The sequence below is a fragment of the Streptomyces sp. Tu 2975 genome, from assembly GCF_009832925.1.
GTDB lineage: Bacteria > Actinomycetota > Actinomycetes > Streptomycetales > Streptomycetaceae > Streptomyces.
This window is the reverse complement of the sequence record NZ_CP047140.1, coordinates 6,987,936-7,012,996: the sequence shown is the minus strand read 5'-3', so window position 1 is coordinate 7,012,996 and position 25,061 is coordinate 6,987,936. Positions and strand designations below refer to the sequence as shown.

General features: G+C 69.6%; 17 protein-coding genes and 5 pseudogenes. 9 read left to right on the top strand and 13 right to left on the bottom strand.

Annotated features, from left to right (window positions below; translation table 11 throughout):
* Positions 1-428 precede the first annotated feature (428 nt).
* A complete protein-coding gene (locus GLX30_RS31510; RefSeq protein ID WP_159694338.1) occupies positions 429-830 on the top strand; it encodes an SMI1/KNR4 family protein in 402 nt (133 codons plus the stop codon).
* A gap of 334 nt (positions 831-1,164) precedes the next feature.
* Here the strand turns inward: GLX30_RS31510 and GLX30_RS31505 are convergent.
* Together GLX30_RS31505 and GLX30_RS31495 are read right to left on the bottom strand one after the other, a co-directional pair.
* Positions 1,165-1,559: pseudogene (locus GLX30_RS31505) on the bottom strand (RidA family protein).
* 272 nt (positions 1,560-1,831) lie between these two features.
* Positions 1,832-3,313 carry an MFS transporter gene (locus GLX30_RS31495; RefSeq protein ID WP_159694336.1) on the bottom strand — a complete coding sequence of 494 codons (1,482 nt, stop codon included), beginning with the start codon at positions 3,311-3,313 and terminating at the stop codon, positions 1,832-1,834.
* A gap of 33 nt (positions 3,314-3,346) precedes the next feature.
* On the opposite strand from GLX30_RS31495, the gene GLX30_RS31490 reads away from it, so the two are divergent.
* Together GLX30_RS31490 and GLX30_RS31485 are read left to right on the top strand one after the other, a co-directional pair.
* On the top strand, positions 3,347-4,345 hold the full coding sequence (locus GLX30_RS31490; RefSeq protein WP_208545520.1) for a WYL domain-containing protein: 999 nt from the start codon (positions 3,347-3,349) through the stop codon (positions 4,343-4,345).
* Positions 4,346-4,466: 121 nt separating this feature from the next.
* Positions 4,467-5,341 (top strand): IS5 family transposase gene (locus tag GLX30_RS31485; RefSeq protein WP_208545519.1). Its coding sequence is split into 2 segments (ribosomal slippage): positions 4,467-4,860 and positions 4,860-5,341, totalling 876 coding nucleotides; the frame shifts between segments, so codons are not numbered across the junction.
* 88 nt (positions 5,342-5,429) lie between these two features.
* Here the strand turns inward: GLX30_RS31485 and GLX30_RS31480 are convergent.
* Positions 5,430-6,141 (bottom strand): annotated as a pseudogene (locus tag GLX30_RS31480) (transposase family protein).
* A 196-nt stretch (positions 6,142-6,337) separates the two neighbouring features.
* On the opposite strand from GLX30_RS31480, the gene GLX30_RS31475 reads away from it, so the two are divergent.
* On the top strand, positions 6,338-6,838 hold the full coding sequence (locus GLX30_RS31475; RefSeq protein WP_159694335.1) for a hypothetical protein: 501 nt from the start codon (positions 6,338-6,340) through the stop codon (positions 6,836-6,838).
* A gap of 242 nt (positions 6,839-7,080) precedes the next feature.
* Here the strand turns inward: GLX30_RS31475 and GLX30_RS31470 are convergent, their stop codons facing one another.
* Positions 7,081-7,797: a helix-turn-helix domain-containing protein gene (locus GLX30_RS31470; RefSeq protein WP_244258525.1), complete on the bottom strand. Its 717-nt coding sequence runs from the start codon at positions 7,795-7,797 to the stop codon at positions 7,081-7,083.
* A 507-nt stretch (positions 7,798-8,304) separates the two neighbouring features.
* Between GLX30_RS31470 and GLX30_RS31465 the strand changes: the two genes are divergently transcribed.
* Complete coding sequence (locus GLX30_RS31465; RefSeq protein WP_244258338.1) at positions 8,305-9,183, top strand: dienelactone hydrolase family protein; 879 nt, start codon at positions 8,305-8,307, stop codon at positions 9,181-9,183.
* Here GLX30_RS31465 and GLX30_RS31460 read toward each other — a convergent pair.
* From GLX30_RS31460 to GLX30_RS31450, 3 genes and pseudogenes are all read right to left on the bottom strand, one after another.
* Positions 9,180-10,229 (bottom strand): zinc-binding dehydrogenase, encoded by a 1,050-nt coding sequence (locus GLX30_RS31460; RefSeq protein WP_159694334.1) that lies wholly within the window; start codon positions 10,227-10,229, stop codon positions 9,180-9,182. The genes GLX30_RS31465 and GLX30_RS31460 overlap by 4 nt on opposite strands.
* Before the next feature lie 341 nt (positions 10,230-10,570).
* Positions 10,571-11,332 carry a formylglycine-generating enzyme family protein gene (locus tag GLX30_RS31455; protein WP_244258524.1) on the bottom strand — a complete coding sequence of 254 codons (762 nt, stop codon included), beginning with the start codon at positions 11,330-11,332 and terminating at the stop codon, positions 10,571-10,573.
* 144 nt (positions 11,333-11,476) lie between these two features.
* A pseudogene (locus GLX30_RS31450) lies at positions 11,477-13,089 on the bottom strand (alpha-amylase family glycosyl hydrolase).
* 638 nt (positions 13,090-13,727) lie between these two features.
* On the opposite strand from GLX30_RS31450, the gene GLX30_RS31440 reads away from it, so the two are divergent.
* On the top strand, positions 13,728-14,423 hold the full coding sequence (locus GLX30_RS31440; RefSeq protein WP_244258337.1) for a DUF4352 domain-containing protein: 696 nt from the start codon (positions 13,728-13,730) through the stop codon (positions 14,421-14,423).
* 150 nt (positions 14,424-14,573) lie between these two features.
* Here GLX30_RS31440 and GLX30_RS31435 read toward each other — a convergent pair whose 3' ends face one another.
* The gene (locus GLX30_RS31435) at positions 14,574-16,274 is read right to left on the bottom strand and encodes a cytochrome P450 (protein ID WP_244258336.1); all 1,701 of its coding nucleotides are present in this window, start codon (positions 16,272-16,274) and stop codon (positions 14,574-14,576) included.
* A gap of 318 nt (positions 16,275-16,592) precedes the next feature.
* On the opposite strand from GLX30_RS31435, the gene GLX30_RS31430 reads away from it, so the two are divergent.
* Positions 16,593-17,891: a cytochrome P450 gene (locus GLX30_RS31430; protein ID WP_244258335.1), complete on the top strand. Its 1,299-nt coding sequence runs from the start codon at positions 16,593-16,595 to the stop codon at positions 17,889-17,891.
* Positions 17,892-18,283: 392 nt separating this feature from the next.
* On the opposite strand, the gene GLX30_RS31425 is transcribed toward GLX30_RS31430, so the two are convergent.
* Positions 18,284-18,745, bottom strand: coding sequence for a carboxypeptidase regulatory-like domain-containing protein (locus tag GLX30_RS31425; RefSeq protein ID WP_159694332.1), 462 nt, complete (start codon positions 18,743-18,745; stop codon positions 18,284-18,286).
* 326 nt (positions 18,746-19,071) lie between these two features.
* Between GLX30_RS31425 and GLX30_RS35585 the strand changes: the two are divergent.
* A pseudogene (locus tag GLX30_RS35585) lies at positions 19,072-19,182 on the top strand (peptidoglycan-binding domain-containing protein); the annotation flags it as partial.
* Between the two features lie 58 nt (positions 19,183-19,240).
* Here the strand turns inward: GLX30_RS35585 and GLX30_RS35580 are convergent.
* Positions 19,241-19,366 (bottom strand): annotated as a pseudogene (locus tag GLX30_RS35580) (alpha/beta hydrolase); the annotation flags it as partial.
* Positions 19,367-19,879: 513 nt separating this feature from the next.
* Here GLX30_RS35580 and GLX30_RS31410 point away from each other — a divergent pair.
* Positions 19,880-21,268 (top strand): MFS transporter, encoded by a 1,389-nt coding sequence (locus tag GLX30_RS31410; protein ID WP_167306884.1) that lies wholly within the window; start codon positions 19,880-19,882, stop codon positions 21,266-21,268.
* Between the two features lie 203 nt (positions 21,269-21,471).
* On the opposite strand, the gene GLX30_RS31405 is transcribed toward GLX30_RS31410, so the two are convergent.
* From GLX30_RS31405 to GLX30_RS31395, 3 genes are all read right to left on the bottom strand, one after another.
* Positions 21,472-23,469 carry a GAF domain-containing protein gene (locus GLX30_RS31405; RefSeq protein WP_159694329.1) on the bottom strand — a complete coding sequence of 666 codons (1,998 nt, stop codon included), beginning with the start codon at positions 23,467-23,469 and terminating at the stop codon, positions 21,472-21,474.
* Between the two features lie 169 nt (positions 23,470-23,638).
* On the bottom strand, positions 23,639-24,460 hold the full coding sequence (locus tag GLX30_RS31400; RefSeq protein ID WP_159694328.1) for a 3-hydroxybutyrate dehydrogenase: 822 nt from the start codon (positions 24,458-24,460) through the stop codon (positions 23,639-23,641).
* 55 nt (positions 24,461-24,515) lie between these two features.
* The gene (locus GLX30_RS31395; RefSeq protein WP_159694327.1) at positions 24,516-25,004 is read right to left on the bottom strand and encodes an NUDIX domain-containing protein; all 489 of its coding nucleotides are present in this window, start codon (positions 25,002-25,004) and stop codon (positions 24,516-24,518) included.
* Between the last annotated feature and the right edge of the window lie 57 nt (positions 25,005-25,061).

Below are 25,061 nucleotides of genomic sequence, written 5' to 3'. Positions count from 1 at the left end.
CCGAGGGATTCGTCAACGCGCTCAGCCTGCACGCCACGCTCCGGATCTCGGATACCGCAGCAAATTCCAGACGATCAGCGGCTACCTGCGACCGAGGCGACGCCGCCGCTCCGCGTTGTGGCCCCGCACACCCGGCGACCGGCAGATCACCAGCTGGACGATGCCCCATCCCACCTCTCGGCGACGAAGAAGGCCGGCAGTTCCCCACCGTCCTCGCTCGGTGCCCAGAGCTCACCGCGTCGTCCAGGGGCTGGCCATCTGCTGGAACTCCGGTCCGGTGGACGGACGGTCAACGACATCATGATGGCCGAAGGGCAGATGCTCGGACGTGCCGGGCTTCCCCTCCTCCGGAAGGGGAAGCCCGGCTCACCACAGCTCACGACACCCGCCGTTCACCAGGCATGACCCGCCCTTGATAGAAGGGCCGCATGAGTTCGAATGACGAGCAGATCGCGCAAGCTGAGCACCGCTTCGGAGTCCGATTTCCCGAGGACTACCGACACTTCCTGGCCACGGGAGGGAGCATCGCCCGGTTCGTCCCTCCTGCGGACGACTTCCTGATGATCAATGCGATGGCGGAGTTCCAGGAAGTCAATGAGGCCGGCGACTTCCAAAAACGCTTCCCGGGGAGCGTCGTTATCGGCGGGGACGGAAGCCGTGAAATGCTCACCTACGACTTCCGGCAGGAACCCCCGCCCCTGGTCCTGCTCGACGTCTCCGCTCACGACTGGTCGTCCGCCATCCACCAGGCAACTTCGTTCTCTGCGCTGCTTGAGCAGTTTCCCAGGGCCGGATGGAAGTGGGACGAAGTCGAGCCCTCGCGCTCCTAACGGGCGTCCTCACGGAATGTGTTCCTGATCCCCGCTCTCGTGGACGAACCAGGCACCTAGAGCGTGTTTCGAATGTGCTGGTCACAGTCATTCGTTGGTGGCCGCGCCGAGGACCCGGAGTGAGTTCCCCTAGGCGTACTCGGGGCCACGGACACTGCGGCGCTGACGTACTTCGAGCAGAAGGGGGACGTCTGTGTGCCCCAGTCGTTGTAGGAAAGACTCGCCGTCGAAGCCATAGACGCCGACTGTCACTATTCTGATCGCCGGCATCACCCACCTGCCTGCTGCTCGTGCCGGTTCAACCGGCACGAGCAGGTGAGACGGCAAGGTCGCATCACGCGACGGCGGTCCCCTCGAGCTCGACCATCTGGCCGGGGATCGCCAGCCGTGTCACCCCGAGCATCGTGGTAGTCGGTGCCACCCCGGCGGCGCCCAATCGCGACGCCAACACGCCGTAGTGCGGGAAGAGCAGATCGACGTCGGTGGTGTAGACGTTGAGCCGGACGAGGTTCGCGAGGGACATGCCGGCCTCGCCGAGCACGGCCTCCAGGTTGTCGAGGCTCAGCGCCAACTGTGCGGCCATGTCGCCGTCATGCTGCGGCTTCCCTTCGCCGCTCATCGCGGTCTGCCCGGAGCAGTACAGAGTCCGGGTGTGCCCAGAGACGATCTCCCCTGGTTGAATCCCATCTCCACCGACCACGTCACCGGGTTGACTGCCGTTCTTTTCACTGCCACTTCAGCTCCATTCGAATACGGGGAGTACGTACGTCCATGGGCGCGGTAGCCGCCATCGTTGAGGTCGGTGCTCACGAGCCTTCCAACAAATCACGACACCCTTGGTCAGGTATGCGATGAGGTTCTCGTATGCGCGCCGATCGGCTGGTCTCGCTGCTGCGTCAGCGTGGTCGGCTGACTGCGGACCCGTCGGCCCGCGAGCTGGAGTTGACCGGTTTCAAGGCTGAGCTCACCGGACAAGCGGTGTGCTTTCCTCCCGCATGGGTTCACTGGTCGACGTGCTCGGCCGCGGCCTTCGGGAGCGCGAGCATCACGAGTCCCGCCACGAGGTAGAGCACCGCGGTGACGACGAGGACGATGCTGAGCGCGTGACCGTAGTCGGCCAGTCCTGGTGCATCAGTCGTCGATCCGGTGACGGCGGCGAAGAAGATCGTTCCAAGAACGGCGATGCCGATGGAGCCGCCGATCTGGTTGACGGTGGAGAGGACGCCGCCCGCCGCGCCCGCATTGCGTCCGGGGATACCGGCGAGCACGACGTTGACGAGAATGGGTGCGGCGAGGCCGAGTCCGAGGCCGCCGATGAACAGGCCGAGCGCGAGGAGCCAGAATCCGGGGTCGCTGCCGTCCCTGATGACGGCCAAGAGCACGAGCTGAGATGCCGCGATGGTGAGCGAGCCGATGATCAGCAGGGCTCTGCCCGCCTTGGCGGCTAGAGCGACGCCGAGACCTGAGGTGATGATCGAGCCGAGGGCATAGGGCAGGATCACCAAACCGGTCTCCCACGCGGTCCGGCCGGTACCGAGCTGAAGGTAGACCGACAGGGTGAGGAAGAACGATCCGATACCGCCAAAGAAGAGCACGGATGCGCTCAGGCCGATGGCGAAAGCGCGGATTCTGAGCAGGGCCGGGTCGAAGACGGGTTCGCCCCCACGGCCGGCGAGGCTGCGCTCGTATGCGAGGAAGATCGTGAGCAGGATGATTCCGGCCGCCAGGAGGGCGTAGCTGGCCGCGGTCCATCCCCATGTCTCGGTCTGGATGATCGGCAGCAGGAGGAGCAGGATGCCCGAGGCCGCCAGTAGGGCACCCACGAGGTCCAGTCGCGCGGTAGAGGCGGAACGGGACTCCGGCAAGACCCTCGCTCCGACGACGAGGGCGAGGATCGAGATGGGGACGTTGATCCAGAAGATGGTGCGCCACCCCAGATCAAACAGGTCGGCCTCGACGAGGAGTCCGCCCAGCAGTGGGCCTGCGACCGAGGCGAGCCCCTGGACGGCCCCGTAGGCGCCGAATGCCTTGGCGCGCTCTGCCGGGGCGAACGATGCTCGGATTACGCCGAACACCTGCGGGACCATGATCCCCGCGGTCAGTCCTTGCGCGGCGCGCATGCCGATGAGCATTCCCGGAGTGACGGCGAGCGCGCAGAGCGCGGAGGTGACCATGAACCCGACCAGGCCGATCATGAACAGGCGCTTGCGGCCGAACTGGTCACCGAGCCGTCCGCCAGTGATCAGTCCCGCGCCCAGGGCGAGGGTGTAGGCAGCGATCGTCCATTGGATCTGAGCGTCCCCGGCTCCCATGTCGCGGGCAATCGCAGGGGCCGCGACGGTGACGATCGTCGCGTCGACGAGGTCCATGAAGGAGCCGAACAACACGACCAGGAGCGCCACGTTCGCGCCTGCGCCGGAGATAGGTGCTGGTGGAGCGTCGGGGGCGCGTGTGCCCTCTCGGGATGTCTGTGGAGCGGTCATGCCGGCCAGGGTCACAGATATAGTTGCCATCGAATGACCGCTTTCCCGGAGGGCGGGATCATGGCTGTGACCTCCGCACGGACGCTCAGGCTGCTGTCGATCCTCGGTATCGGCGCCACCCTGACCGCCGAGGAGCTCGCCGAAAGGCTCGGAGTCTCCCTTCGGACCGTGCGACGCGACATCGACACGCTCAGAGAGCTCGGGTACGAGATCGAGGCCGTGCGCGGGGTGGGCGGAGGCTACCGGCTCGGCCGCGCCACCCGCTTGCCGCCGGTCGTCTTCGACGAGGACCAAGCAGTCGCCGCGGCCGTCGCGCTCCAGACCGTCCCCACGATCCTCTCCGGCATCCGCGAGAACTCGGCACGCGCCCTCGCCACGTTGCAGCAAGCGATGCCAGCCCGCAGCCGCATCCGCACCGAGTCGTTCAGCGTCTCCGCAGCGCGCAACTACTGGGAATTCCCCGCAGCACCGATCGATGCCGAGATCATCCGCGTCGTCGGCGGCGCGATCAACCGACAGCACGTCGTTTGCGTGGACTACACCGGCGAGGACGAACCGGCGACGCTCACGCTGGAACCGCACGACCTCGTCGTGTGGGCGGCACGGTGGTACCTCGTCGCGTTCGAACCGGACGCGGACCGATGGCGCGCGATGCGCGTCGACCGCCTCGAACCACGCATGCCCACGGGGAGAACCTTCGACCGCCGCGACGTCCCGCACGGCGATCCGGTCGCATTCGTCATGAGCACGCACGACCGCGGCGACACCTTGGCGGAATGGCCATGTTGCGGGTCGGCGCTCGTCGCACTACCTGCGCCCATTGTCGCCCGGTTCGCCCCCGGCGGGTCGACGGTCGAGCACGACACCGACTCCAGCTGCCGACTCACGCTCGGTGCCTGGTCATGGGCAGGGCTGGCAGGACTGCTCCTGACTTTCGACGCTGACATCACAGACATCGAACCGGCAGAGCTCAGGCAGGCGCTGCGCTCCCTGCGCACCCGCATCGACGAAGGACTCAGGCGTGCTACGTGAGTTCACTCGGATGTGCCGAGGCCGGGGACTGCTACACGCATAGGTGACAACACCGCGGGTCAAACGACAAGGTCAGTGCGCGCATCGGAAGTAGATCTTGGATGTGCGATGATCTCGCTTCGTGTCGCGCGGAGATCTGACGGACAAACAGTGGGCGGTACTGAGACCGCTGTTGCCGAGGGGGAAGAAGCCGGGACGGCCGCCGACCTGGAGTCGGCGGCAGCTGATCGACGGCATACGGTTCCGAGTCCGAACCGGCGTCCCGTGGCGGGACATACCCATCACGTACGGCCCCTGGGGCCGGTCGTACGACCTGTTCCGGCGCTGGCAGCGGGACGGCACCTGGCAGCGGATCTTCACCGCGCTGCAGGCCCGTGCAGACGCGAAGGACCTGATCACCTGGGACATCAACGTCGACTCCACCGTCTGCCGGGCCCACCAGCATGCCGCCGGGGCCAGGAAAAGGGGGAGCTGCAAAAGGAGCCGCCCGGCGGCGTCCACGTCGAGCCGGCCGACCACGGTCTCGGCCGATCCCGCGGCGGACTGACCACCAAACTGCACCTGGCCGTCGAGCAGGGCCAAAGGCCCATGGCCATCGTGATCACCGCCGGCCAGCGGCGCGACTCCCCGCAGTTCGAGGCCGTGCTCGACCGCATCCGGGTGCCCCGCCCGAGCTTGGGCCGGCCGCGCACCCGGCCCCGGCGGGTCCGCGCGGACAAGGCGTACTCGTCCCGGAAGAACCGCGCCTACCTTCGCAAACGCGGGATCCGCTGCACCATCCCGAACAAGGCGGATCAGCTGGCCAACCGCCGCAAACTCGGCTCCCGCGGTGGCCGACCGCCGAAGTTCGACAAGACCGACTACCGCGAGCGCCACGCCGTCGAATGCGGCATCAACCGCCTCAAGAGGCACCGCGCAGTGGCCACGCGATACGACAAGCTCGCCGTCCGCTACGAGGCCACGGTCCTCGTCGCGGCCATCAACGAGTGGCTGTGACCAGCACATTCGCAACAGGCCCTACTGTAAAGCGTGTTGCAGAAGGCTGTGTCTGGGCAGGTCAGACTCGGATTTGGTGCCGGCCTGATCATGCGGCGAGGGCGAGGTTGTGCATGGGCGACGGCTTGGACCGCGTGATGGAGACCGGTTCCGCGCTGTCGGCAGTCGCGGAGGATCTTGTAGTGCTTCATGCGGGCGAAGGCGTGCTCGACGCGGACCCTCACCCGTCGGTGCTCGGCGTTGTCTTCTTCCTCGCCGGGCAGCAGGGCTCGTCCGGGGCGTTTGCGGTGCGGGACGACGAGTCCGGTGTTGATGTAGGCGCCGTCGGCCAGCACGGTGACGCCCTCGCATCGGTCGGCAAGGCCGGAGTTCCGCCATGCCTTCGCATCGGCGGTGTTGCCCGGAACGGGCCGGGCCGCGGCGACCACGAGTCTCGTGTCAGCATCGATGATGACTTGCCCGTTCGCCGAGAACCGGTAGTTGCGTGAGGACGCTCCGACCTTCCGGTCGCGGACCGGGATCAAGGTGCCGTCCACGATCCACAGCCGCTCGACCGTGCCGGCAGGACGGGCGACCGGCTCGATGGCCAGGAGCGGCCGCAGCCTCTGGATGACCCGGCATACCGTCGCGGACGAGCAGCCGAACAGCGGCGCGAGCTGCCGCATGGTGAGGTTGGTGCGGTAGTAGACGGCGACCAGCAGCACCCGGTCGGCCAGCGGCAGACACCACGGCCGACCGCCACCGGGACCGTTTCCGCCCCGTTCCCGGACTACCTTCAGCAGCCGTTCGAATTGCCGCATCCGCAGCCCGGTGAACGTCTCCACCCACAAAGGTTCCGCTCTCAACACCCCACGCCTACAAGGGAAATGCCCTGACTACAGCCTTCTGCAACACGCTTTAGTCCGGGGCACCGGACAGTACGGTGAGGACGGCCACTCCCCCGTGCCAGGGGCGGCGGCCGTCACCGTTCGACCGCACAGCAAGGGGCGTCCGATCGTGCACGACGACTACTTCGGAATCTGGGGCTACTCGCCCGTATGGCAGCCGGGTCGTGATGCCGCGGCTGCGCATGGCGAGCGCCTGGCCCGTCTCGCCGGGCGCACCCTGACGCACGCCTGGCTGCTCTGGGACGTCGACGACGACGAGTGGTTCGCCGACGCGCCGGTCCTGCTTGACTTCGACGGTGAGCAGTTGGAGATTCAGCACGGGAAGCTCGATGACCTCTCTCTGACGTGGAACACGGTCGTACCTGACACCAACCCTTTCCTTTGGGCGAGCTCCATGCTGCGCTGGCGCAATGACCTGGTTGCCGCGTCGGACGAAGCGGTCTCGGCGGTAGAACTGCTGGAGTGGCGCGGGCAGGACATGGCACACGGCATGGTGGCGGTGAGCATCGTCCTTGCGCACGGCCGAGTCACGGTCCATAACGCGCTCGACGAGAACGGGCTGGCCTTCGGCCCGCCCGAACCGGAGTACCACGCTGTCCCCCTGCAGTGAGCGAAGGCGCGGGAGCCGCGGCCGTAGCCGGCGGATGGCAGCGATCCGGCGCCGTGCACAACACGGGGTGCCAGGCCACAACGTGGGCCGGCATCTGGCCGCCCCGCCGGGCGCACGTCGGTCATGCGCCCCACCGCCCGTCTCCGGCGTCGCGCCGAAGACTTCGAGGGCTCGTGAGACATTCCGGCCCCACATAGCCACCTCGCGGCATCAAACGGACTGGCCTTGGCGGTCGGCCACCGTCATAGGCTCTGGCACTCGCTCAGAGCCGTGTCCACATGAGAAGGAGACACGCTCTGGACGCCGCCGTCCGGGGCGGAGGCACGGGCCGTGCGGCGGAAGGCCGCCCGGTAGGCGCCCGGGCGGTGGCCGGTGTGGCGGGCGAAGAGGGCAGCGAAAGTACCAGGGTCCTCGTAGCCGACTGCCGCGGCGACGGCGGCGACGGTGCGGTCGGTGGTCTCCAGCAGGTGGCGGGCGCGGCGGACCCGGGAGGCCTGCAGATGGGCCAGCGGGCTGCGTCCGGTCTCTGCGGCGAAGCGGCGCAGCAGGGTGCGGGTGCTGACCCGGAAGGCGTTCGCGAGCGCGGCGAGGTCGTACCGCTCGGTGAGGTTCTGGTCGAGCCGCCGCATGACCTGCTGGGAGAACTCCCGGCCGGGCTGCGGGAGGAGCCGTGGGTCGACGTACGGGGTCTGGGAGGTCCGCACGTCGTCGACGAGCGCCAACCGTGCGGTGGTGCGGGCCACCCCGGCGCCGTTGTGCCGGCGGATAAGGTCCAGCGCGAAGTCGTACATGGCGCTGAAGGCGGCCGTGGTCGTCACCCCCGTGTCGGTGACGACCAGGTGCTCGGGCCGCACGTCGGCGTCCGGGCAGCGCCTGGCCAGTTCGCCGGCGTGCAGCCAGGAGGTAGTGGCCCGGCGCCGGTCGAGGAGCCCGGCCTCGGCGAGCAGGAACGCGCCGATGCAGAGGGAGACGACGGCGGTGCCGGCGGCGGCCTGCGCGCGTATGGCCGCGATCTCGGGGCGAGCCGGGCGAGTCGCGCGTCGAGGTCCGTGTCCGGGCGCAGTTCGAAGCCGGGGACCACGAGGACGTCGACCTCGCGCAAGGGACGCACGTCCAGGCTCGCGCCACCCGAGGCGGTGACCCGGCGGCGGGGCGAGACGACCGACACCCGGTAGCCGGGCGCGTCCGGTCCGGCGACATGCCCGGCCATCGTCAACAGGTCGGGGACGCCGAACACTTCGGACGCGAAGCAGTGCGGGTACGCCAGGACCCCGACCCGCAGCGCACCCGGCCCGGCTCCTTCCTGCGCCTGCCGCGTCGCCTCCACCATCGCTCCCCTACCTTCTGGCGTCCCGGCCTCGGGCCGGCCGCGTATCGCTCGCCTCCCGTGCGTGTGGCGAGATTACCCCCGGCCTTGGCGATCTCGCCCCTCACCCGGCGGTAGGCCCCGGGACCAGGCTGGCCCCATGAGCGACGACGATCCGATCAGGGACTTCACCCGCCGGTGCGTGTCCGTGGAGGGGGTGGAGAAGACGGTGTACGTAGCCGGGGACGGGCCCGCGGTAGTGGTGCTGCCCGAGATGCCGGGCATCAGTCCCGATGTCCTGCGGCTCGCGCGCTGGGTGCGGGACGCGGGTTTCACCGTTCATGTGCCCTCCCTGTTCGGGACGGACGGCGCCTTCCCCACGGTCGAGGGCGGTCGGGAAGTCGTCCGCCGTGCGTGTGTCAGCGCCGAGTTCCGCGCCTTCGCCGGGGGCGGCACCAGCCCGGTGACGGCCTGGTTGCGTGGCCTGGCGCGCCAGGCCCATAGCGCGTGCGGTGGGCCCGGGGTCGGCGCGATCGGCCTGTGCTTCACCGGCAACTTCGCGCTCACCATGGCCCTGGAGCCGGCGGTGATCGCGCCGGTGGTCAACCATCCGTCGCTGCCGCTCGATAATCCCGGCGGACTCGAACTCGACGCGGCGGACGCGCGCGCGGTGCGCGACCGGCTCGCCCGCGACGGCCTCACCGTCCTCGCCTACCGCTTCGAGGGCGACCGCTGGTGCACGGGTGAGCGCTTCGCCGCCTACCGATCGCTGCTCGGCGACGCATTCGACGGGCGTGTCCTGGCGGACAGCGCCGCCAACCCGGCCCCGCCGCCCTTCTTCGCCGATCTGGTCGGCACCCCGCACAGCGTCGTCACCGCGCATCTCGTCGACGAGGCCGGCCACCCCACGGTCCGGGCCCGCGACGAGATCCTCGCGTTCCTCACCCACCGTCTGCACCCGCAGGGACTCCCTGCCGCCCCCGACACCGCACGGCACGTACTGGACCGACAGGACGGTCGGCCCTCCCGACCGAGCTAGGGATTCATGACGATCTTTCCCACGTGGTGCCTGCGGGCGAGTTCTCGCTGCGCCTGAGCGGCTTGCTCCAGGGGGAACTTCGCGGCGATGACGGGCTGGATCTCGGCCTGCCGAGCCAGGTCCATGAGGAGGTCGAAGTGTGTGGGCGTGTGCATCGCGGAGCCGATCACCTGCGCGTTGTGCAAGTAGAGACGGCGCACGTCAAATGCCACGTGGTGGCCGCCGAGTGCGCCGGCGATCACCCATCGGCCTCCTTCGCGCAGGAGTGGCAGGCCGCCGCTCAGCAGGTCCCCGGCCACCACGTCGAGTGCCACTGCGATGCCTTCCGGGGCGACAGCGCGGATCTGCTCGGCGATGTCTTGTGCGCGGTCGATGACTTCGTGTGCGCCTGCCTCGCGCACCGCATCGAGCTTGGAACCGCTGCTGATGGCGAGCACCCTGGCACCACGCGCACGGGCGATCTGCACCAGTGCAAGGCCGACACCGCCCGACGCTCCAGAGACCAGAACGGTCTCTCCCTCCTGCAGTCGGCCTCGCTCGATCATGCCCAGCGCCGTGCCGTAGGCGGTCGGCAACGTGGCGAGCTGATCATCTGTGAGCGGGGATTCCGTCACGTCATGCACCCGTTCCACCGGCGCGGTCACGTACTCGGCGTAACCACCGTCGCGTTCGCTCCCCATCAGGCCCACCGGGTGCGCATCCGGCCCTTCACCGTCGTAGATCGCCGGGTCGACGACCACGCGCCGCCCGACGAGCCCTCTGTCCACGCCGGCGCCGACCGTCACGATCCGGCCGGCTACGTCGGCGCCCTGGATGCGCGGAAAGGCGATCGGGCCCCGCCAGCCCGACAGCGCGCTCGGGTCTCCCGGGCGGCCGTAGGCGCCCTCCCGGGTCCACAAGTCGGTGTTGTTGAGTGCCACCGCGCTGACCTGGACCAGTACCTCTCCTCCCTGCGGGGTAGGCACGGTGACCTCCGCCAGCTCAAGGACCTCAGGTCCTCCGTGCTCCACGATCCGTACCGCGCGCATGTTCTTGGGCACTCCCATGTTCGAACCTCCTCGGCACCTGCCCCCACCTGCCGACAACCCACCCCTCGGCAGCCTTACCACACCACTGAGAAGCGCGAGGCTTCCGGCGCGAAGGGGGCGCACCTCCTGAGCCCGGAGGGCTACGGCGGAGTGCGTGCCGGATGCCGCGAGCCCCGCATGATCCACATGCGATGTCCGCGGCGGTGCCGTGTATCGCGTCGGTGAGGCCGTGGGGCAGGATGCCTTGCGCGTTCTGTCCGGGTGCTGGTTCCACGCCGCTCCACGAAGTCGTCGCGGGCTACCCGCGGGTGCACACGCCAGGGGCCGGGCCGCACCGACAAGGGGCGGGCACACACCGGTCACGGCCGTGGTCCGGCGACGCGGAAGCCCGTGTTGCCGCTGGAGCTGTCCGGGGTGTCCGCCATGCGTGCCGAGGTTCGGTAGCGCAGGCAGTACGACGCGTGGCACAGGTAGGAGCCGCCCTTGAGCACACGGCTGTCGCCGGGGGTGAACCAGTCGGCGCACCACTCCCACACGTTGCCGGTGGTGTTGTGCAGGCCGTGGGCGTTCGGCTCGAAGGCATCGGCCGGGCAGGTGCCCCGGTGGCCGTCGGCGGCGGTGTTCTTGTGGGGGAACGTGCCGCGGAAGATGTTCATGCGGTACTCGCCGCCCGGGTCGCGTTCCGTGCCCCAGGGGTAGGGCATGCCCTCGAGGCCGCCGCGGGCGGCGTACTCCCACTCCGCCTCCGCGGGCAGCCGGACGCCCGCCCAGCCGCAGTACGCCAGCGCGTCGTAGTGGGAGACATGGACGACCGGGTGGTCCGGACGGTCGAGGACGTCGGAGCCGGGACCTTCCGGGCTTCGCCAGTACGCCCCGTGCACCTGACGCCACCAGGGGGTGGCCACGGCCGCGCGGGTGGGAGGGAAGTCGTCGGGCAGGAATCCGGCGAAGACGAACGACCAGCCGAACCGCTCCGCGTCCGTGCGGTAGCCGGTCGCGTCGGTGAACGCGGCGAGCTCCTTGTTGGTGACCGTCGTCGCGCTGATCCTGAACGGCCCGACCGTCACCGGGCGTGCCGGGCCCTCCCCGTCCGCGGGGTAGGGGGCGTCGTCGCTGCCCATGAGGAACGTCCCGCCGGGCAGGTCGCACCAGTCGGCGGTGCGCACCGGCCCAGCCGGGCGGGGACGGCAGCGGGCCGGGCCCCCGCCCCTTCCGGGCGGCGGGGAGCGCAGCAGGCGTGCGGGGGGTTCGTCACCACACCTCCGTCATGACAGGTCGAAGATGCCGTACGCGAAGCCCTCGGCCCGGACCCGGTCGGCCGTCACGTCCACGCCGCGGACCTCGACCGGCCGTGCTGTCACCGCCTCGGGCAGACGCGCTTCCACCGCGTCCCGCCGCGGGTTGATCACGACCAGGTACCGGTCTCCTCGCACATGCACGAGGGGGTATCCGGTGTGGAGCACGCGCACGCCGCCCGCGGTGCCGAGCTCGGGTGTGTCCTTGCGCAGGCTGATCAGGCGGCGTACGAGGTTCAGGAGCGAGGCGGGGTCGGCCTGTTGGGCGGCGACCGTGGGACGGGCCGGGTCCGGGTCGAGGGGAGGTAGAGGGCTTCTGCGGGGGCGGTGGAGAAGCCGGCGTTCGCGGTGTCGTCCCACTGCATGGGGGTGCGGGAGCCGGCCCGGTTGTAGCGGGGGCCGAGCACGCTGCCCTCGTGGTCGGGAAGGCCGGGGACGTAGCGCATGCCGATCTCGTCGCCGTAGTAGACGGCGGGGAGGGTGGGCCAGGTGAGCTGGAACGCGAAGGCGGCAGGCAGTTGCTCGGCGGCACGAGGGCCTGAGGAGAGGCGGGAGAAGTCGTGGTTGGCGGTGGGGAGGGAGATGAAGCCACGGCGGCCGGAGACGGCGATCGCCTGGGTGGCCGCCTGCCAGTTGTCGAGGAAGGTCGCCGGGGAGCCGGCGCCGTCCGCGTCGAAGTAGGGCTCCAGCGGCGCCCACTGCTCGTTCACGGTGCCGGTGTTGTTGTTCCACAGGGAGCGCAGGGTGAGGCCGTCGTTGTCGCTGCCGAACTGGAGGAAGAAGTCGGCGTGGAAGCCGGCCGGTACGGAGACGGCCGGGTCGCCCCACTCCGAGAGCAGCGCGGCCTCCGGCTGGGCGGTGTCGAGCCAGGCCCTCAGTTCGTGCCACAGGCGTGCGGATTCTTCGTGGCCGGGGTCGTCCTTGACGAGGGAGGCGGCCATGTCGACGCGGAAGCCGGACAGGCCGAGGCCGAGCCAGTGGGACATGATGTCGCGCAGCGCCCGACGGTTGGCGCGCGGGCCTTCGGCGTCGACACTCTGGCGCCAGGGTTCGGCCGGATCGGTGCGTGCGTAGCCGAAGTTGAGGGCGGGCTGGCTGGCGAAGAAGTTCGGCTTGTACCAGCCGCGGCGCGTGCCGGGCGAGGGTTCGAAGCCGTCGGCCGGGCGTTCGTCGGTGTCGGCCCAGATGTAACGGTGGTCGGCGGGGTCGTTCGCGGACGCGATGAACCAGGGGTGCTGGTCGGAGGTGTGGCCGGCGACCAGGTCGAGCAAAACGCGGATGCCTCGGCTGCGGGCGCTGTCGACGAGCTTCGCCAGGTCGTCGTTGGTGCCGTAGCGGGGGGCGACGGTGTAGTAGTCGGAGACGTCGTAGCCCGCGTCCTGGAACGGGGAGGCGAAGCACGGGTTGAGCCAGACCGTGTTGACGCCGAGCCACGCGAGGTGGTCGAGGCGCTGTTCGATGCCGGCGAAGTCGCCGATGCCGTCGCCGTTCGCGTCGGCGTAGGTCTGAGGGTAGATCTGGTAGAGCACGGCGTCCGCGAGCCACTCGGTGGCGGGGCTGCCGGGGCGGGGCGGTGTTGTCATCGGGGCAGTCCTTCGCGGTGCGGGGCGGGCGGGAGGTGGCCGTCGGGTGTGTCGCCGTAGTGGGCCTGGAGTGCGGTCAGTCGGCCGGTGAGCTCCCGCACGACGTCCGCGTACCGGGGGTCGTCGTAGCGGTTGTGCAGCTCGTTCGGGTCGGTGGTGAGGTCCCGTCGATTCGTCTCGGCCCGCCGTACATGGTCAGTACTTGCTGCTCATCCGTGGTAGTCGCGTGCCCAGGCCGGCCCAGTCTGTCCCACCCGCCAGCCGACGGACAGCCCCCTGTGGCAGGTCAGCTCCCAGTTGAGGTGTGTTCGAACCCGCATGCGGAGTCGGCGTGTTCCTCCCCGCCGCCCGCCTCATCGCCGGCCGGTAGGCGGCCCGCCTCTGCGGCATCTCTCCGCGCACGGCCTCATCGCCGGCCGGTAGGCGGCCCGCCTCTGCGGCATCTCTCCGCGCACGGCCTCATCGTCCGCGCTGTCATGCCGCCGTGATCGCCGCATGGGTCTCTGCCTCTCAGAAGCAGGCGGCGGAACACCACCGCGACCCGTGCAACCATCAACCACTTCGACGAGTCCCACATTTCACCCACCGCGCCCACACGAATCGCACACATTCGCGGCGCCCCGGACCTTAGGCAGGCCATGACCCACCCGCAGCAGCCGTACAACCAGCCCCAGCAGTACCCGCACGGACAGCCCCGGCCCGGCTACGGCTACGGCTACCCGCAGCAGCCCGGCCCGTACGGCGCCGCCCCCTACCAGGTGCCCCCGCCGCCGAAGAAGGGCATGGGCGCCGGCGCGATCGTCGCCATCGTCCTCGGCTCCGTGTTCGGCGGGCTGATCCTGCTCACCGTCCTCGGAGCGGCCCTCAGCGACAGCAGCACGAGCACGAAGAAGCCGGTCACGTCGGAAGCGGCGGAGAAGACGCCGGTGAAGAAGGACGACGCCCAAGCGGACGCGAAGCCCGCCACCGATCCGAAGACCAAGCCTGCGGCCGAGCCGGCCGAACCGGCCCCGGTTCAACTCACGGTGACGAAGACGACGTTCAAGCCGAGCATCCTCCACGATGGCGGCGACTACACCAGCGTCCAGGTCACCATCGCAAACAACAGCGACGAGCAGATCGACATCAACCCGCTGTACTTCGCGATCACCGACACCACCGGCCTGAAGCACAACCACGAGCTCGGCGAGGACGAGAACCAGATGGACATGATGGACCTCGCCCCGGGCGAGAAAGCCACGGGCGTCATCACCGGCAAGGGCAGGTTCACCCCCAAGTACGTGACCTACACCGACGGTCTGTTCGGCGAAGGCGTCCGCGGCAACGTGTCCTGACCCTCCGCTCGCCACAGCTACGCCCCGAACCCTGACGGCTCGGGGCGCCGCCATGAGACAGCGCCCCTTGATCTGCCGGCTGCTTCCGCGTTGGCTCCACCCTCCCGACCCGCGGTGAGCATCGGGCGCCTTCCAACGCCCCGGTGCTGGTCATCGCCGCAGTCGGAGGCTGTTGCGGCCCGGTCGTTTCCGGGTGCCTCTCCAGCCGTTGCGTGCGCTCTTCACCCGCTTCCCGGAGCCGGCCCTCGCTGTGGGGCCCGACCCCTGCCCTCGATCTCGGAACAGGGATTCCTGTCGCTGCCGGTGTACCTCCACGGTCGGCGGGCCGAACCTAGGCGGCAACCGTAAGCACCTGACCCAAGGCGCTTTCGGAGCTCCCCTGTAGCTGCCGCAGAACCAAGGCCCGGACTGACGTCGTGACGTCGGTCCGGGCCTCTGCGCCTTATCGCGTGCGGCGACCGAGCAGCCGTCGCCACCAGGGAAGCGAGGCCCTCGGGGCGACGGGGGAGGGTGAGAAGGGCGCAGGCTCCGGTGCCGCTGCTGCCGCCGGCATCGGCTGAGACCCGGACGTGGCTTCCGGCGACGGGTTCTTGGGCCGCACGGGACGAACGCCACGGGCAGGCTTTCCAGCCTGCTGGACACCAGCGACGACGTCACGTTCAGCTCGTCCACGGTCAACGCGAGCTGGATGTTGGGCAGCCGGGCAAGCAGGCTGTCGATGCCGGTCTCGGCGATTCCCCGGCCGATGTCCTGACCCGGACACTGGTGCGGGCCACCGCTGAACGCCAGGTGCGAGCGGTTGCCGTGAACCGGCACGTCGAGGTCGGGCCGGATCTCCGGATCGACGTTGCCGGCGGCGAGGCCCAGCATGACCATGTCCCCCGCCTTGATGGCCTGGCCGCCCAGAATGGTGTCACGTCGTGCGAAGCGGAACGCGCCGACGGACATGGGCGGGGCGTCCCACATGACCTGGTCGAGCGCGTCGGGCAGGGTCATGGACCCGCCGGACAGCCGCGCCCGGAAGCGCTGGTCGGTCAGCACCGTCCGAAGAGTGTTGGCGATCAGGTTGGTGGTGTTCTCGTGCGCGGCGACGATCGCGTGCCGCAGGTGCTCGATCACTTCCTGGTCGCTGAGTTTCGACTCGTGCACGAGCAGCCAGCTGGCCAGGTCGTCGCCCGGCTGTTCCTTCTTGCTGCGCACCAGTTCGGTCATCACGGACACGACGAAGTCGTTGCTCTGCAGCGCCGTCTCGGTGCCTTTGACCATGTCACGGACCGCGGCGCCCACGGCGAGGGCGTCCTGCTCGCGGACCCCGCACTGCCGTGAAAGGACCAGGGCCGACAGCGGCTCTGCGAAGTCCCTGACGAGGTCGGCTCGTCCGATGCGGGCGAACTGGTCCACCAGCCCCTGGGTGTAGCGTCCGACGTAGCGGCGGATCCCGTGTCGGTTGAACCGTCCCAGGGCGTCGACCACCGCGGCGCGCAGCCGCGCGTGCTCGTCACCGTCGGCGAACACCATGAGGGGCTGCCATGCCGTGATCGGCAGCAGGGGCGAGTCCATCGGCAGCCGCACGTTCCAGACGCGGGAGTCGCACGACCACAGCGACGGCGTGCGCATGACGTCCAGGTTCTCCCGGTGGCCCAGGATGAACCAGGCCGGGACATCTCCCGGCAGGAGCACCGGTGCCACCTGGCCGTGCTGTCGGCGCATCTTGCGGTAGAGGTCGTACGGGGCGTCTGTCTCCGGCCCGTACATCCGCTGCCGGACGTCGCCCGGTCCGGCATGCGCGGGACACTGCGGCGGCGGGGCGGTGGCGGGCGATCCGGTGCCATCTGAACGCGGAATGGTCACAAGGCCCTCCGAGGGGCGGCTGCATGCGGTCAACGAGTCCCCGGTTGCCGACCGGACCGCATGCGGAATCCCGCGGTCCCGGCGAGAGGGGCGTGGGCAGCATAGTTGCTCCGCTCCTCCCCCGGCACGTCGATGCCCCATCAACCTCACGAACGCACAGGGGCGTTGACCAGGCACATGCCCTCTCGCGCGAAGGTCAGTCACCGTGGTGAGATCAGATCTGATCACCGATGCATCGGTGGCCGCCGTATGTGAGCGAGGGACAAGATGACAGTTGACCGATCGGGACTTAACTCGATCACGCGTGCGCCTGGCGCGGTGCCCCTGCTGGGACACGCACTGAAACTCTGGCGGGATCCCCTGGGCTTCCTCACCTCTCTGCGCAGCCACGGCGATCTGGTCCGCGTCGACCTGGGCCTGATGCCGATGTACGTGGCCACGTCTCACGACCTCGTCCACGAGATCACCGTGACGCAGGCCCGCAGCTTCGAGAAGGGCCGGTTCTTCGACCGGCTCCGGCCTCTCGCGGGCAACGGCCTGGCCAACGCCGACGGCGAGATCCACCGCCGCCACCGGCGGATGGTCCAGCCGATGTTCTCCAAGGAACGCATCGCCGGCTATTCCCACATCATCGGCCGGCACGCCCGGACGATGGCAGACGCCTGGGCACCCGGGCAAATCGTCGACATCGAGCGGGCGATGGCCGACTACTCCATCGAAACGCTGGCGGCCACCATGTTCTCCACCGACATGGCGATGCCGGCGGTCGAAGCCGTACGGACCAATCTGCCCGTGCTGCTGAAGAACCTGCTGATACGGGCGGCCTCACCGAAGGCGCTCGACCGCCTCCCGATCCGTGCCAACCGCGAGTTCGACGCCGCCGCCGCTCAGTTGAGGGCAGTCATCGACGACGTGGTCGCGCAGGCACGGACGAGCGGATCCACCGACCGGACAGACCTGCTGACGCTGCTCCTGGCGGCGCAGGACGCCGACAGCGGCAACGGGCTGACCGACACAGAGGTCAGGGACGAGCTGTCCACCATCATGTTCGCCGGGGCTGAGACCACCGCGGCCGCCCTCGCGTGGACGTTCCATGAACTGGCCGGCCACCCCGAGGTCGAGAAGCAGGTCGCCGAGGAGATCCGCAGCGTGGTCGGGGACAGAGACGTGACGATCGCCGACGTACCCCGTCTACCATCGATCCGGCGCGTATTGGACGAAGTGCTACGGCTGCACGGCGTCACGCTGCTGATGCGGCGGACGACCGTCCCGGTCCGACTCGGCGCCCACGACCTCCCCGCCGGCACCGAGGTCGCGTTCAGCCTCTACGCGCTCCACCGCGATCCCGACGTCTACGGCAACGCCACCACGTTCGACCCCGACCGGTGGCTCCCCGACCGGCGCGAGGCCCTCCAGCGGCACCACTTCGTCCCCTTCGGCGCCGGTAACCGCAAGTGCATCGGCGATCAGTTCGTCTGGACCGAGGCGACGATCGCCATCGCCACCGTCCTGCAGCGGTGGAAACTCTCCCCTGCCCCAGGACACACCCCCAAGGAGATCGCCTCGGCAGTGGCGCACGCCGACCGCATCCCGATGATCGTGCAACCGCGCGACTGAGCCGCACGGCCACCCCAGCCCCCAGCCCCCGGTGATCCGACGATCCGGCCACGGCAGGCCTACGGCCGTCTTCCAGCGCTCCAGGGCCTGCCGGGTACTCCCTTCCTTCCAGCCGGGCCGGCGGAGATCCGTGCAAAGGTCGCGGCTCGCCGGCGCCCGCGCCGCCGCGTACCGTCGTGCCCCCACGGCCCCATTGCCTCCGAGCCGAGTTTGCCTGCGCTTACGGAGCGATGGGGCTGGTCCTCCTGGCGGGGTGCGCCGAGGACGTAGCGCGTGGCGGTTGACCTCGGATGCTGGTCAGTGAGCCTGCCCAGGATTGCTGGAAAGGAGTGGTTGACACCGCATCCCGGGGCCGGGTGAGTGGATCACCGCTCCGGGTCGGACCCTGCGCGTCACGTCTGATTTCCGAAGTGCTCCATAAGCTTCTGCTGGAGCGCCTGAAGTACAAGACTGTGCTGTTTGAGCATCGACAGGCGGTTCTCCGCAGTGGCGGCGTAGGCAGCGTCTGCCCTCACATTGGTCGTTGCCGCGGTGAGGAGGTAGCCGTTGAGGGCATCCATGGCCGATGCCTCGTCGATAGCCTGCCCCCTTCGCATCAGACAGCGGTCCAGGGCCGTTTCGTCGCTGGCGATCACGTTCGCGATGACGGACGGCTGCCAGTCATCCGCGTTGGTCAGCGAGTAATGCGTGTCGAAACCTACGGTGACCGTTTCACCTTCGGGAATCTCCACCTCGTATCGGCCTTCCTCGTCGGTATAGGCCCGGTCGATCAGAGACAGATCACCGCGATAGACGCTGACCTTGATCATGAAGATCGGCTTCTTGTCGTCAATCGCTCTTACATACCCGAACATGAGAGTCTCCTCTCGACCGGAATCTCGGGGTCGGCCGGGTCCTCGGAGTGTGCGAATGCACCATGTACCCCACCCCTTCGTCCAGTCTGTCCGCGCCCAACCTCCACCGCCACTTCGCATTTCAACAGATGACCTTCGCAGTTCTACGGGGGCGGCCGGGCTCGGTGGCACCAGGTTCAAGGCTGAGGGACCATGGGCTTTGGGGCTCCGAGCACTCGACGCCGGCGAGCGTCATTGACGGGTGGCATGCCCAATCCACTGCTCAGAAAAGACGACAGCGGCCCATTCGTAATTCGCTTGCAAGAGGAACTCGCCACCACGGATACACCGTCGGCCGCGTAGACGGAATATTCGGACTCAAGACCCATGCCGCATTTCGTCAAATCCAGTCCGATCACGGTCTGGTCGTCGACGGGATCGTGGGTCCGGCTACTTGGGCGGTGCTTTCAGGGGCCCGTTCCAACTGCGATCTCATCTTCGACCTGTGTCCGACTTACCAAGGGCGGTCCATCCTCCGGAGTAGCCGACCGGGCCGCCGATCTCGGGCAGCTCGAGCAGGGCGTCCAGACTGGTCTGCCATTCCGGGACCGCGCTTTCGACCAGCGGGCCGATGAAGGACTTGAGGTCTCGCCGAGGGTGAATTCGCGCTCGAGGACGCCGTCGTCGAGGTGCTGTTCGGAGGTGAAGTGCACGGTCGTGCCTTTCGGGAGTGCGCTTGAACGGCGCTCCCGGACGACCTGTCGCCCGACCGTGACCCTGGCGGAGAGCACCCACGTCGATGCGTTCACGGGTACCACCTCCTCGTTCTCCAGCACGGTCTCCGGGAGGGTTCTAGTGGTCGCCGTGGTCCGCCGAGCGGGTTCTTGGCGGTGGATCCGTGGCGGGATGCCACGGAGCCGCTCGCCCCACCTCAAGGCCGTGACGCATCAGCAGTTCAAAGGTGAGACGGCCGCTGACAGCGGTACCGGCCCAGGCCCCGAGGCCGTCAAGGAAGCACCGGCACCACCCCCATGGTGGGCACACGCACCTCCGCACGTATAACTATGGTGTCCCACCACATACGCCCCTGACCTGGCCCTTCCTACGGTGTGGCGACACGGAAACGTCCCCGCCAACTGTCCGGAAGTGGTGTCCATGGCCGCCCCCGCAACCGCCCCGCCCGAGCCCAGCTCGCTCAAGCGCATCGTCGCCGCCAGCCTCATCGGGACCACCATCGAGTGGTACGACTTCTTCCTCTACGGGTCGGCCGCCGCGCTGGTCTTCAACGAGCTGTTCTTCCCGGATGAGGACCCGCTGGTCGGAACCCTCCTCTCGTTCCTCACCTACGCCGTCGGCTTCGCCGCGCGTCCGCTCGGCGCGCTCGTCTTCGGGCACTACGGGGACCGGCTCGGGCGTAAGAAGCTGCTGGTGCTCAGCCTGCTCATGATGGGCGGTGCGACCTTCGCGATCGGGCTCATGCCGACCCACGCGACGATCGGCTCCGCCGCTCCGGTCCTGCTGACCGTGCTGCGGCTCGTGCAGGGGTTCGCGCTCGGCGGCGAGTGGGGCGGCGCGGTGCTGCTGGTGTCCGAGCACGGCGACGCCAAGCGGCGCGGGTTCTGGGCGTCGTGGCCTCAGACGGGCGCTCCGGCCGGTCAGTTGCTCGCCACCGGTGTGCTGTCCGCGCTCACCGCGCTGCTCTCTGACGCCGCTTTCTCCTCATGGGGCTGGCGCATACCGTTCCTGCTGTCCGGCGTGCTGGTGATCGTCGGCTTGTGGATTCGTCTCTCTGTCGATGAATCGCCGGTCTTCAAGGCCGCCCTGGCCCAGGCCGAGCAGCGCAAGTCGGAGGCCGGCCAGGTGGAGAAGATGCCGGTGGTCGCCGTACTGCGTCACCACTGGCGCGACGTCCTGATCGCCATGGGCGCGCGTATGGCGGAGAACATCAGCTACTACGTGATCACCGCGTTCATCCTCGTCTACGCGACCACCGCCGTGGACATGAGCAAGCAGACCGCGCTCAACGCCGTCCTCATCGCGTCCGCCGTGCACTTCGCCGTGATCCCGCTGTGGGGTGCCCTGTCCGACCGCATCGGGCGCCGGCCGGTGTATCTGATCGGCGCGATCGGCGTCGGAGCCTGGATGTTCCCGTTCTTCGCACTCATCGACACGGCCGGGTTCGGTGCCCTGCTGCTCGCCGTCACGGTGGGTCTCGTGCTGCACGGTGCGATGTACGCGCCCCAGGCGGCGTTCTTCTCCGAGATGTTCGCGACGCGGATGCGCTACTCGGGCGCCTCGATCGGCGCGCAGTTCTCGTCCGTCGCGGCCGGTGCGCCGGCACCGCTGATCGCCACTGCCCTGCTGGCCGACTACGACTCGTCGACGCCCATCGCCCTGTACGTGATCGCCGCGGCCCTGCTCACCGTGGTGGCCATCGCCTGCGCACGGGAGACGAGGGAGCGGGACCTGACCACGCTGGACAGCGTCGCTGACGAGGTCGAGGATGCTCCGGCCACGGCCACGGCGGACGCCCGTACCGCCTGACCCGGTGGGGGCCGGCCGGCCCCTCCCCGTATGCGAACCGCGCGGACTCCGGTGAGTCCGCGCGGTTTTCGCGCAAGCGGAGGAGGCGGGGACCTCATGGACGGCTCGGGGACGGTGGCTCACGGCCCGCGTGCGTACCCGAAGAACCCCCGTCACCCGAAGCACGGGGGCTCGCGGTCGCGTGTACAGAACGGGCAGGGCTCTCAGGAGCCGGCCGACGACGACATCGCGTGCAGCCTCAGCGCCAGCTGGATCTCGAGGGACCGCGCCGGCGACTGCCAGTCGGGGCCGAGCAACCGGCCTATGCGCTCGAGCCGTTGGGCCACGGTGTTCACATGGACGTGCAGGTCGTCCTTGGTGCGGGCCGGGCTCATGCCACTGGCGAAATAGGCGTCCAGGGTGCCCACCAGGTCGGTACCGCGCCGCCGGTCGTAGTCGACGATCTCCCCGATGGTGCGGTGCACGAAGCCGTCGATGTCACCGGGGTCGGCCAGCAGCAGGCCGAGGAACCCCAGGTCCTGCGCCGCGGCCCCCTCCCCGGAGCGGCCGAGGAGACGCAGGGCGTCAAGACAGCGGCGGGCCTGGGCATAGGCCTCGGCCACCGGCGCCGGGTCGCCGGCCGGTGAGTCGACCGGCGAGGAGGCGCCGACGGTCACCGGCTCGCGGAGCGCGCCGGACAACTGCCGGGCGGTCTGTCGGGCGAGGTCCGCCGCCGTGTCCCCGGGCCCGAGGGGCAGCAGCAGGACCGTGCCGCCGTCGCGGGCGGCGGCGAGACCGGAACGCGTCGCGGCCAGGTGCGAGGCGGCGGACCAGAGACGCTGGCGGTCCGCCGTCTCGCGCGCGGATACGGCGGCGCCGTCGAGGGAGTCCGCGCGGGCGTTGGCGCCCGCACGGGTCCATGAGCCGGTGCGCGCGGCCGGCTTGCGGCCGGCGGCGGTCTCGGCGCGGGCGGTCTCGGCGCGGGCGGCGGTCTCGTCCGCCGTGCCGTCGATCCGGGCGGCGAGCACCACATGCGGGACGTCCAGGTCCGCGCGAAGTCGTGCGGCCCGCTCGCGCAGGAGCCGCGGATCGCGGTCCGGCGCGTCGAGCAGGTCGTCGAGCAGCTCGCCCCGGACGCGCTGCTCGGCGTCGTGCGCCGACCGCCTGGCGAGCAGGAGCAGGGAGGTGACCATGGCGGCACGCTCGAGGGTGCGCCGGTCGACGGGGTCGAGGGCGGGGTGTCCGCGCAGGACCAGCGAGCCGAAGACCTCGCCTCCGGCGGCGACGGCCGCGACCCAGTCGTCTCCGTGCCGTGTCGCGTGGCCGCCCGCGCCGCCGGCGTCCGGGCCGGCCTCGGTGAACTCGACGGTGCCGTCGAGGACTTCGGAGAGCGCCGCGGCCACGTCCTGCACTCCCCCGCCGCGCAGGACCAGCTCGGTGAGCCGGTCGTGGACGTCCGAGGCGCGCTCCAGGACGCCGCTGTGGTCCTGGATGATCGCGTTGGCCCGCTCGAGGTCGGCGAGCGCGGAGCGGGTCTCCGCGAGGAGGTTGGCGGTGTCGATGGCGACGGCCGCGTGGGCGGCGAAGGAGGCGAGCAGCGCGACCTGCTCGCGCTCGAAGACCCTGGCGCGCCGGTCCGCAGCGAACAGCACGCCGATGACCTGGCTGCCGAGCATGAGCGGCACGCCGAGGATGGCGACGAGGCCCTCGTCCTTGACGGCGGCGTCGATGGTCCCGGTGTGCTCGAACCGGGCGTCGTCGAAGTAGCTGTCCGTCACGTAGGGCCGGGCGGTCTGGGCGACGAGTCCGCCGAGCCCCTCCCCCATGCCGAGCCGCACCTGCTGGAAGCGGGCCGACACCGAGCCCTCGGTGACGCGCATGTAGGTGTCGCCGGCCGCGGGGTCGTTGAGGCTGAGGTAGGCGACCTCGGTGCCGAGCAGCGACCGGGCCCGCTGCACGATCGCCCGGAGCACCGCGTCGAGGTCGCGCAGACCGGCGAGGTCGTGCGCGGTCTCGAAGAGGGCGGACAGCTCCGCCTCGCGGCGGCGCCGCCCCTCCAGCTCCGCCCGCACCCGCAGGGCCAGCTGCTTGGCGTGGTCGAGCGCGGCCAGTTGCTCGTGTCCGGCGCCGTCCGCGCGGGCGAGGAGCAACGGCCTGTCGTACGCCTCTGCGGCCGCGCCGCGTGCGAGGAGCTCCAGGTAGTGGGCTTGATCGTGGGACATGGACACAGGATTCCTGCCGTACGGGCCGTCGCACCAGCCCTGTGGACAACGATGCGGTACCCGGCCCGACGACAGGACCCGGATGCGCCCGTGATCGACACACCTGTCGTGACAGATGCCCTGGCACGTGTCGTGACATGCGTCATGACATGTGTCTGGATCGATACGCCTAGTGCGCCGTCCAGCCGCCGTCCAGGGTCAGGGACGTGCCGGTGATGAATGAGGCCTGGGGCGAGCACAGGTACAGGGCGGCCTCCGCCACCTCCTCCGGTTCGACGAGCCGTTTGATCGCGGAGTCCTTGAGGAGGACCTCGGCGAGCACACGGTCCTCCGGCAGGTCGTGCGCGGCGGCCTGGTCGGCGATCTGCTTCTCCACGAGGGGTGTGCGCACATAGCCGGGGTTGACGCACACGGACGTCACGCCATGCGGTGCGCCCTCGAGGGCGGCCGTCTTGGAGAGTCCTTCGAGGCCGTGTTTGGCGGCCACATAGGCGGACTTGTAGGCGGATGCGCGCAGTCCGTGAACGGACGAGATGTTGACGACCCTGCCCCAGCCCTGTGCGTACATGTGCGGCAGCGCGCCCCTGATCAGCCGGAAAGGGGCTTCGAGCATCACCGTGAGCACGGTGTGGAAGACGTCCGGCGGGAAGTCCTCGATGGGCCGTACCAGTTGGAGGCCCGCGTTGTTGACGAGGATGTCCGTGCCGGCGGCCGCCGCCTCCGCGGCGTCCAGGTCGGTGAGGTCGAGCAGGTACGGCTCCACGGCCCCGGCGAGGCCCTCGCTGTGCTCGGCGAGCGCAGCCAGTCCTTCGGCGTCCCGGTCGACGGCTCTGACCTTGGCTCCGGCGGCCGCGAGCCGGAGGGTGCAGGCGCGGCCGATGCCACCCGCGGCACCGGTGACGAGGGCGGTACGGCCGCCGAGGTCGACGGACAGGGGGGACGCCGCGGCTGCGGTGGCGGGGGTGCCGGGCGGTGTGGTGGGCGCGGTCATGTCCGGCACATTAGGCAGCGATCATCCGTCGACCGATGTGGTCGCAACCCATACTTCACTGCGCCTTGATGGGTTCGAACCATGCTGGTCCTTCGGACAGCGCATGTTTGATCCGGAAGATCGCGAAGTCCTGGAGCTCCGGCAACGCGTCGACCGGGAACCAGCCCACCTCGAGGGACTCCTCGTCGTTGACCCGCGCCTCGGCGGCGCCGCTCACGGCCCGGCAGCGCATGGTGATGTCCATGTACTGGCACACGTCACCGTTGGGATAGGTGACTGGCCTCGGCAGCGCCTGCACCAGCACGACCCGCTCGGCCACGCAGCGCACGGCGGTCTCCTCGTACACCTCGCGTGCCGCCGTCATGGCCGGCTGCTCACCGGGCTCCGGGATGCCGCCGATGATCGACCAGTTGCCCGTGTCGGCGCGCCTGCCCAGCAGTACCCGCCCCGCGTCGTCGAAGACGACGGCGCTTACCCCCGGCAGGAACAGCAGCTGGTGGCCGGCGGTCGCCCGGATGGCGCGGATGAAGTCGGGAGTTGCCATGCCCGGACCCTACCTCCGGCCCTGGCCGGACCGGTCGAACGCCTTCGCGGCCCGGCG